Source organism: Coprococcus sp. OM06-34AC, from assembly GCF_003462545.1.
Taxonomy (GTDB): Bacteria; Bacillota; Clostridia; order Lachnospirales; family Lachnospiraceae; genus Coprococcus; species Coprococcus aceti.
This window is the reverse complement of sequence record NZ_QTZF01000013.1, coordinates 1-10,296: the sequence shown is the minus strand read 5'-3', so window position 1 is coordinate 10,296 and position 10,296 is coordinate 1. Positions and strand designations below refer to the sequence as shown.

Here is a 10,296-nt window from a genome sequence, read left to right as displayed (position 1 = left end):
TTCTCCATCGACCTTTATGAGTCCTCTTCCCTTTAGATTTTCCGGTTCAAGCTCCACTCTTCCTGTTCTCAGAACCGATGAGTACATATACTTTTCATTCAGGCTCAATGCCACTGTTTCAGATATATTGTCTTCTATCCTTCCAGGTATTCCCGTATTACCAAATCCATTTGCAGTTACAATCGTATATATTCCATATGCAGTACCATCATGAACAATCTTCTGCATATTATCATCATATATTTCTGCTGTTTTTTCACGAAATCCAGCATAGTTATCTATTATGAACACTACTGCAGGCATATCGTTTTTGTTAACTTTTTTATAGGAGTTGAAGCTTATTCCACCAAGAATATTTTTTCTTGTAGATATAATCCTGTTTATTAAGAATATCAGTTTCCTAATTCTGTCATCATCATCCTCGCTAACAAAACCGCCAACCTGTGGAGCCTGTTCAAAACACCGCAAAGATTTATTGCTAAAGTCTGCTATGTATATATTTACTTCTGAAGCTTTATATCTGGTTATCAATGATGCAATAAGTGTCTGAACAAAGGTACTTTTACCACTTACATTCGTTCCACATACTGCAATATTTCCAGCATCCGCAATATCGATCCTATATGGTTTCTGACTTTGCCTTGATGGATCATCGTACATTCCTATAGTTGCCACCAATGAATATGCATCATCTGATTTATTTATCGGATATTCATCATCTATATCGTCTATAAATATAGGATTAGCTATTGGTGGTATCCACAAACTATAATCTCTGTTATATCCATTTTCTCTTGCTACCTTGGCCAAATACTCTTTAACCGCATCCAACTGCGTTACGCTGTTTGCCGGATTTGACACTTTGGCAATTTTCTTCTTTCTTATAATCTCCGAACCAGAAGCTGAAAGTATCGCAGTTCGTGTATCTTCACCAGAAACCGCATCTCCCCGATACTCAGCTCCACTCCAGCCAGACTGGAATAGCTCATACACTTCATCATTTCCAACCTGCAGATATCCCCTTCCTGCCTGAGTTATAAAAGCAGCATCCTCCTTGTGCAGCATCTCTTTACTGTCCTGCTTATCCTGCACTCTAAGACACAGCTTAAACTTGGAATTCGACCAGATATTTTCGTCGACTGTTCCTGCTGGTTTCTGCGTAGAAAGGATCAGATGAACACCAAGGCTTCGTCCAACCTGTGCAACACTTATAAGCTCCTTCATAAATTCCGGCTGTTCTCGCTTCAGCTCGGCAAACTCGTCCACTATTATAAACAGATGTGGTACCGGAAGTTCTACCTCACCGGCTTTTACAAGCTTGGTATAATTATTAATATTGTTCACTCCGGCCTCATTGAAGACTCTCTGTCTTCGCATATTCTCGCTCTTTATGGACACCATAGCTCTCTTTATCGCACTTCCTGACAGATTCGATATTGCTCCTATCATGTGTGGAAGACCATCAAACAGGTTTGCCATTCCTCCGCCCTTATAATCAATAATGAAAAAGCCTATATCATCAGGGCTGTAGTTTATCGCCATTGAGAGAATATATGTCTGCAGCGTCTCCGACTTTCCCGATCCTGTAGTTCCCGCAACAAGCCCATGGGGACCATGATATTTCTCATGTACATCAAGAATACAGTCCTTGCCACCAGCCGACTGACCTATGACAGCCCGCATACTGTTGTAATTTTTGTTTGTCTTCCATCTGTCGAGAACCCGCAATTCTTCCAGCCTTTGTATTCCCAGCATATCAAAAAATGTAAGGCTGTCGGGTATACCGCCAGCCTCCACATCTTCGTTCACCTTTATAACTGCTATTCTGTCGGCAAAAGCTGCCAGTTGACTTTCTGTCACCTTATCAAAATCTACATGGCTATACTCATCCGTCTTCATCCTATGGATTCCCGAAAACTGTTTGTCGATTATAAGCTCATAAGTAGTGTCATTCAACAACTGCGATTCCTTATCAGCCAAGGTTACCACTGTGAAAGAATATTTCTGTGCATCTGTTGTTATGTACTTATTTATCGCATGCCCTTCCAGCAGAGAAGTATCAGCAACAAACAACACAATGTGAGTAAACTGTCGCTTCTCTATAGTATAATCTTTCTGTTCCCGGTCTCTCAGAATATCAATAATTCTGAAAAACAGGTCGTCCACTGAGCTTCTATCTGACGCCATCAGTCTCTCACTATAATCATCGAGCCACACATGCGGCATAAACCTATAGTTCATCCATTCACTGCTATCAGTTTCAGAATCGAATGCAAATGCAAGTTTTACATCACGATAAGAATTATTCGCTGCTATCTGTGCAATCATGGTTCTTGCCACATCAAATGCTTTGCTCTTATCTCCCACTCCAACTATACCTATTATACCTGTAGCTCCGAGATCCACGCCCTGCGGAACATCCTTTATTCGTGAATATATAGCCTTTACTTTGCCCGGAATCTGTATCAATTCATCATCAGACTGTTCCATTCGTATCTTAGGAACAGTTATATACTCTGACACATCCAATGTTCCCAGGCCAACTCGCTCCACCAGATAATCCTTATGATTCCTGTTTCTATTCCACAATTCAGTTGACTGATCTGTATATTGCGTTATAACATCAGGAGATTTGTACATATCTCCGAGCATATTTTTTATAGTATTCTGATTAGAAGCTATCTGTTTTATCTGCCGCCTCAGATATCTGGCATACCCAGATCTCCTGTCAAGCTCCCCCTGTGCATTTCTCTTCTTATCATAATGCATATTGATGAAGGCCCATAACACTCCTATAACCGCAGATGCAGCAGCAGTGATAAGACCTGTATACATAAGCATTCCAGAATTGCTCCCTGATGATCTGTAGCTGTACATAGCAAGAACTCCTCCAAGCATCATAGGGATCATCATCGTAAATGTTGGTCCTATAACCATCAAGAGCGGTTTCTTTTCTATCTGCTGTTTTGCCGGTGGATTCTCAATTGTCACAGACTCTATAACCGGCTCCTTCGTATTTCTGGGGGATCTGTGAAAAAATCTGTCTTTTCCCTGAACATCCTCATACTTAAGCGCCTCTGAATCCAAGTATGGCAGATTGACAATAATACTGTCTTTTAAGTCGTTCTGTATAATCACACCGATAATCTGCACACAATATATTATCCTTAAAGCACCGAGTTCTATAATATCTCCACATTTGAGCTTGTATCCTGACTGTACCAGATTGCCATCCACGGTCAAGCTACGACTGCCAGTATCACATATAATCCATCCATTTCCATTTTCCACAAATTCGGTCTGAACACCAATCATTTCCGGGCTTCTCACCACAATCTCATTCTCGTCAAGACTTCCTATTCTTATACGATGGACACCCGATATCATATATTTATCCACAGGAGTCATAAATTCCATAAGATTTCCTCTTTCGACTATTTAATAACACACTTTACAGCACTTGTGCTGGCACCATTCTGCACGTTTCCGCCTGACTTATAGCAAGGAACAACCTTAATATAATATTTTCCAGCTTTCAGTCCGGTTATGGTTGTACTGGTACCCGTTATCTTACTCTTTGAATTATATAGTGACATCTGTCCACAATCTTCACTGTCCTTCTTGTAGCCATAATAATATATCCTATATTCGCTGGCATTATACTCCTTCTTACTATTAGACCACTGTATATATAACTGTCCTGATTTTTTAGATTCTGTATTCGCTATCTTAACTATGTTTGGCACCACTTTTATAGTTCTGGTGATAGACTTTGTACTATAGTGCGCAGCATCCGCTCCCTTTGGTGTAAAGGTAGCTGTAATCACTACACTGCCAAATGCTTTGTTATTCATAACCTGAACTCTTCCACCTGCCGCATTGATCGCAAGCAATTTAGGATTACTTGATTTGAAGCTAAATGTACCCTGACAATCACTAGGTGCAACACACTCAAAGCCATGTGTTCCATTTGCATTGTGCCATGTTGTTGATATAGGACTCTTGAACGAGATCACCGGTACCTTTTTTTCAATTCTAAAATTCTTTACAACTCTCTTTCCTGATACACAGTTGGAACCATTTGCCGTAACAGTAACTGTCGCTGTACCAGGCTCTTTATTATTTGCGTATTGTACTGTATAATCTGATGCCTTCAGCTTTGCACTTCCATACGCAACTGTAACTGCAGGCTTGAAATAACTTCCGCTATATGTATAAGAATTAGCAGCTAATGTCACTGTCGCTTTTGTTATATCCGCCTGAGAAATTGTAAATGTCTTACTTACTTTTCCAGTTAAATTCTTACAACCCTCTATGGCTGCCTCCGCTTTATTTCCGGCCGATACATTATTCTTTAAAGTAATCTTATAGTTATCAGTACCCATTACCGCACCATTCAGCTTCACTGTAACCTTTGGTAACTTTGCTGTTCCGTCATATACACAAGATGCCACATCTATCGATGCAGACTGCACATTTGCAGGCTTAATTGTAAATTCCTTCTGGATCTCTCCGCCATAATCTCCACATCCAGTCACCACAATCTTTGCTTGTGTTCCTGCATTAATATTGTCTTTATAGGTGACCTTATAGTCTGTACCCTGTTCAATAACTCTTCCCTCATACTTGACCTGTACTGTCGGAGCTATCACCTTGCCTGTATATACATATGGTTTATCATCTGAAATGATCACCTCAGCACTGTCCTCTGATAAATTCAAGGCTGAAGGCTTGTACACATTATTATCCTGTCCGCTTGGAGCAATATCAAAACGGTGAGCCCCCACGACTTCATTGCACTTTAGATATGAACCAGACTTAACCTCAAGAGTCATGATACTGCCTCCACATGAGATTATCTTGTCTATTTTGCATGGCTCACTGCCTATGGCCAGTTTTTCGCAGTAGAGTCTCATGGACTGTGCGGTAAGTCCACGTATCTTCAGCTCGTCTTTATCCTCACTGTAATCTATTTTTCCATACACATACGCATCCGCTGCTTCAGACTCGGTCATGGTTATCCATGCAAGCGCTCTTCCGTTTGGTGATGTACTTAATCTTACTCCAACTGGATAATTTGCTATGCAATAATAGGTTTTTACCGCATCAGTCGAATCCGACTCATCAGCGTGTGCCTGCACCATACCAAATGAACATATAGCCAAGACAATCATCACTGCCGCTATAAGTTTTTTTACTCTCGTCATCTGAAATGCCCCCTTTACTTCCTTATATCTCCTCTGCTATTTGTAACCTTCTGTGATTCAACGCCATTTTTCTTCACATAAATTACAGGATAGTATCTGCTATACTTTGATACATTCACAGTAATAACTACTTTCTTGCCTTTCTTTACAGTTTTTATATGTGGCTTACCATATAGTTTTTTCATCTTTGACGATTCATACACTTTTACGATAACCTTTGAATTCGGAGTAGGATTATTTACTGTTACTTTTAGTGTTTTGCTGTTATGGGCAATTGACACAGATGACATCACCGGTCTTACATAATATGTAATCTTTCTTACCTTCTGCTCATATACACCATTATCACCTGCTTTTATCGTAACTATAGCTTTACCAACACCCTTTATTGTTATCTTTCCATTATTCGCTACAGAAATAACCTTAGGATTGGATGAACTATATGTAAGTCTGACTCCACCCTTTGCTGAGGCTCCTATGCTTCTCTTCACGCCCTTCTTATAATTATACTGTGTCTTTTTACTCTTAACCTGTATGCTCTGAGGTTTTCTTACCTTCACAGTGATTGTTTTTGAGCATGGCTTATAATTTGACTTTGTCTTATTATTAGCGCATATTGTTATTTTGGCTGTACCCGTTTTTGTGACTGTTATGACTCCTCTGTCATTGACCTTGAGTACATTCTCGTTTGAACTTGTGTACCTTATCTTCTCATTTCCTGAAGTCGTAGCTGCCAGGGTCATAGATGCTGTTCCACGACTGTTCAGAAGAAGCGTATATGTACCTGCGGCCTGCTTACCATCCTTCTTAACAGAAAGCTTGCATGCTGCCTGAACTATTGAGAATTTCATTGTGAGTGTGCCGATATTCTCATTTTTTCCTGTAATCTTTATAACAGCGGTTCCGACATTTTTATTATTCGAGTATGTAACATCATATGCATCTGCATTTACTACAGAGCCATCATTATCCGTAACTTTAATTACCGGTTTTATAGGCTTTCCCGTATAAGAATAACTCTTAGCCGGAATACTTACATTCATACTGTTTTCATCAAACCTATAAGCCCTCCTGATAATCACATTCTCATCAGAATCCGGAGTATATATGTTGTTACCAGCCTCATATGTATACAGATATGTTCCGGTTGGATTTCCCTCCTTGAACAAGCCGGTTCCAAAATCCGCATCCGCCGGTCTTCTTAACAATCTAACATATTGAAGATTTTTGCACCCTATAAAACAGAAATCGCCCAGTTTTGTCAGTCTTTCCGAAAAATCCAGATGCTCTAACAATTCGCATCCCGCAAAGGCACAATTTCCAACACTTGATAAATTATCAGGAATATCTATGTTCTTTATTCTGTTACAGCCCTGAAAACAATAGTCTCCCAGATTCTTGGTATACTCTGATAATTTCAAATCGGTTATGCTATAGCACTCTCCAAATGCAAACTGACCAAGTTCGTATATCTGAGATCCAGACATGTCTACATTCTTCAAACTTGAACATCTGGCAAATGCATACGCCCCCACCGACAAAGTTCCTTTCGAAAATTCCACAGACTTTAAAGAAGTACATCCATAAAAAGCCCTTCGTCCTATAGTGAGAGGTTCGTCTCCCTCTATAACCACAGACTCCAGATTTGTACATCCTGAAAATGCATTGTTACCTATATGTGTAACTCCAGGCTTTACTACAACCTTTATAACATTGAAATTAGTCCACGGCTTCTTGTCCTCCAGTCCAAAGTCAATCATCGCCTTATTTGTGGAAACATCCAATGTCAGCACCCCACTGTCACCATTATATTCAGCCCTGATTCCAGCATCCTCCGACACTGCATTCGTCGAAGCATATGCCTGTACCATTTCTGGAACAAGGCTGACCATACACATAATCACTGCTCCTACAATTACTGTAATTATCCTTCTCTTTAACTCCTTTTTCATGATCAATCACCCCACTCTTCTTCTTCTGTTATAAACTCATCTTCATTTACGCTTGATGTTCCGCTGTCCGCCTGTTCATTTGTTCCCGAACCACCAGATGATCCCGATCCACCACCTGCTGAACCGGAGCTTGCAGCCACAGACGAGCTTGTCTTCTTGCCCTTACTCACTATCAGATACAACTGAGTATCTTCAGTCATCTCAGTTCCCGCCTTTACGCTTTGTCTGATGATCACATTCTCATCAACGGTATCAGAATTCTCCTGGAGGGTACTAAAGGTGATTCCAAGGGTTGAACACTGTATAGTTGCATCATTCAAGGTCATACCTACAAAGTCAGGAAGTTTTACTGTCTGCTCTCCCAGGCTTACTGTGACCTTTACAGAACTCCCCTTTTCTATGCTGGTTCCCTGTGTATCCTGCTGTTCAATTATCAAGCCAGCCGCAACATCCTTACTATATTCTTCAGTTTCTTCAAGCTCTATACCAGCCTCTGTAGCCATAGCTCTGGCATCATCCAGAATTTCACCAACAAATTCCGGCACAACTGTCATCTCCTTGCCTTTACTGACCGTTATTCCAACTGAAGCCTTACGTTTCACCTTCATTCCCTTGGCTATATCCTGTGAGATAACGCATCCTTCTTCTACCTCAGAACTGTATTCTTTTTTCTCCTCAAGCGTTACACCAGACTCTCTGGCAATTTGTTTTGCCTCCGCCGTTGTGTGACCAACAAAATCAGGCACAACAGATTTCCTATTAACCATCATGATAATTAACACAACTGAAACCAATACGATCCCGGCTATTACACCTATGATGATCTTCATATTGGGTCCATGCTTGTCAGAATCACCAGCTTCAAGTGCTTTTAAAATGTCTTCAAGCTCATCTCTGCTATCCTTCGCAGCTTCTCCAACGCCCGCAGCTCCAACATCATCTTCCCGCGACACAACACCATCTCCTTTACATTATTGTCAAACAATAGTATTGCATCATCAATTATTTTTGTCAACAATCATTTAGTTTTTCTCTATTTAATTATAAAAAAATACATTGTTTTCATAACAAATGTTGTTAAGTAAACAATGTATTTTTACAAACCATAAATTTTATTATCTATTGACTAAAATCATGTCTTCTATCTCGTCACGTTGCCAATCATACTCTTCGTCTTCACCAATTGGCAGATATTGGGGCTTCTCTTGTGGATTATAAATATACCATCCTATTTGTTGAAATATCTTTAAAACTGCTCCTTTAATCTAATAATTTAAAAACAATATTTTATAATAAACATTTCGAATTCTTAATTTCTTTCATTTCTTCTTGATTCAAATTTTTAAATTCTATCCCAACGAAATAATCGTCTAAAAACAATAAATTATTTAAATCATTAATCCTATATGCATTTAGAACACACTCCTCAATATCATCTCTTAATATTAAAATTGCATTTTCTGACTTATATCCTTGATTTCTTGCCAATGTTCCTATATCTTGGCATGCCTCTGTAGAAGTAAGATTTTGCACATATCCCCATTTCGAAGCAATTGTTGCATCTGTCAAATCCAATACCTTTTGACCAGATAAATTTATATCGTAACTAATTGCATATTTAGCCGTATTTCCATGTTCCGCTAATTCTGCAACTATTGTATTGCTATCTGCACCTACATAAAATCCGCCTCCGAATCTACTTCCTTTATTAAAAAATTGTGGATCAATACCATTTAAAACACTTTGCGCTTGATTTGCACTTCCAACTGCATGTTGTACAGATAGACTTCCACCCTTAAATCTACTGGCTTCTATCAACTATATTTCTGTTATATATTTACTTGGTATTACATCAGCTAACCATACCTTTTCATTTCCAAAATAAAAAAGTATTCCATCTTCCCAAGCTCTTTTTGCATCAATTTGCAAAACACATGGTTTATTATCACGTCTTAATCCAACACTCTGTGCTGTACTAATATCTTGTGACAAATGAACATATTGTCTTCCTTGAGGTAATAGGCCATTAATTTTTATACTTGATAAAAATCTTCTAGCCGTACCATGATATAAAATATCTGGAGGTATCATTTTTTCTTTCTTTATGTGCATCGGAATTGAATGACCATAAAATGCTCTGATTTTTCCACCGCTTATTTCATGTCTCTTCTTCTCTGATTTATCTATCATAACTAATAAATCGTCTTCTGATGTACCTATCCATTTCATATCCTTATTCAGAGCATCCACTAATTGTTCTACTGACACCCAACCTTCTTCATCCATCTCCAACTCATATTCCCAAGGTGCATGACGAAGTGCATACGATACTTCTTTGCTTAATTCTTCATAATTAATCATCTGCTTCTTCCTCATCTATCATTTCCTGTATTGCTTCCTTAAACCATTCCCAGAAAGTATTATACTCTTTTCTCTGTTCATATCCAGCACTTGCAAAATCATGAATAATTTGGACTTTACTATTTTTTTTAATATCAAAACAAGCTATATCATCACTATCATCTCTTCTAGCAAAAGGAACAAGTTCTCTATCTGGATAACGTTCCTTTAATCCTTTAATTCTTTTTTCAACCTGTTCTTTGCTCATTAAGTACCAAAAATCAAAGTCCACCAGATTTAGTTCAACAATTTTTAAAAACTCTTTGGGATAATTAAATTCTTGATATACTTTACTTACATCATATATTTCCATGTTTGCCTCCTACTTTATTGTATCCATATCAAACGCTCCAAATGGATTACTATTTCTAAAAGATGCCTTTTGTTTTCCAACTCTTAGACTAATTGCATCGCCCCATGTAACAGGAACACCTTTCTTAGTTGTAAATCTCTCGATATATTCCTCAGGTAAAATATCATTATATCCATGCACATTAGCTTTAACATTAATACCAGCTTCTCTTGCAGATACAACACGTGTATTATCTATTGTTGTATATATTCCATCAGGCATTTCTACCACATCAATCGGGTCACCCTTCCACCCATTCTTCTTCATGCTATCTATAATCTCACTTGAACCATTTACAGACGATTGACTATATCTTATTTCTTTAGGATTAATTGTCTTACTTCCACCCTCACAAGTAATACTTCTTTCAGACTCCACCCGTCCT

General features: G+C 38.7%; 7 protein-coding genes and 1 pseudogene. All 8 read right to left on the bottom strand.

Annotated elements, in window-relative coordinates; translation table 11 throughout:
• On the bottom strand, window positions 1–3,417 hold a 3,417-nt coding region (essC, locus tag DXB91_RS13860), incomplete at its 3' end, for a type VII secretion protein EssC (RefSeq protein WP_118018510.1).
• Between the two features lie 17 nt (window positions 3,418–3,434).
• Window positions 3,435–5,207 carry a hypothetical protein gene (locus DXB91_RS13855; RefSeq protein ID WP_055280670.1) on the bottom strand — a complete coding sequence of 591 codons (1,773 nt, stop codon included), beginning with the start codon at window positions 5,205–5,207 and terminating at the stop codon, window positions 3,435–3,437.
• A 14-nt stretch (window positions 5,208–5,221) separates the two neighbouring features.
• Complete coding sequence (locus DXB91_RS13850) at window positions 5,222–7,159, bottom strand: leucine-rich repeat domain-containing protein (RefSeq protein ID WP_055147843.1); 1,938 nt, start codon at window positions 7,157–7,159, stop codon at window positions 5,222–5,224.
• 2 nt (window positions 7,160–7,161) lie between these two features.
• A complete protein-coding gene (locus DXB91_RS13845) occupies window positions 7,162–8,112 on the bottom strand; it encodes a PASTA domain-containing protein (RefSeq protein WP_055147846.1) in 951 nt (316 codons plus the stop codon).
• 334 nt (window positions 8,113–8,446) lie between these two features.
• Entirely contained in the window at window positions 8,447–8,977 is a 531-nt protein-coding gene (locus tag DXB91_RS14515) for a hypothetical protein (RefSeq protein WP_238051949.1), read from the bottom strand.
• Window positions 8,978–9,520: an RNA 2'-phosphotransferase gene (locus DXB91_RS13835; RefSeq protein ID WP_015533469.1), complete on the bottom strand. Its 543-nt coding sequence runs from the start codon at window positions 9,518–9,520 to the stop codon at window positions 8,978–8,980.
• Window positions 9,513–9,872: an SMI1/KNR4 family protein gene (locus tag DXB91_RS13830; RefSeq protein WP_015533470.1), complete on the bottom strand. Its 360-nt coding sequence runs from the start codon at window positions 9,870–9,872 to the stop codon at window positions 9,513–9,515. The genes DXB91_RS13835 and DXB91_RS13830 overlap by 8 nt, the downstream gene beginning before the upstream one ends.
• Window positions 9,873–9,881: 9 nt before the next feature.
• Window positions 9,882–10,296: pseudogene (locus DXB91_RS13825) on the bottom strand (ParB/RepB/Spo0J family partition protein); the annotation flags it as partial.

Excerpts from the sequence above, each read along its gene's own strand:
- DXB91_RS13855 (WP_055280670.1), bottom strand. The coding sequence starts at position 5,207 with ATGACGAGAGTAAAAAAACTTATAGCGGCAGTGATGATTGTCTTGGCT.
- DXB91_RS13830 (WP_015533470.1), bottom strand. The coding sequence starts at position 9,872 with ATGGAAATATATGATGTAAGTAAAGTATATCAAGAATTTAATTATCCC.
- DXB91_RS13850 (WP_055147843.1), bottom strand. The coding sequence starts at position 7,159 with ATGAAAAAGGAGTTAAAGAGAAGGATAATTACAGTAATTGTAGGAGCA.
- DXB91_RS13835 (WP_015533469.1), bottom strand. The coding sequence starts at position 9,520 with ATGATTAATTATGAAGAATTAAGCAAAGAAGTATCGTATGCACTTCGT.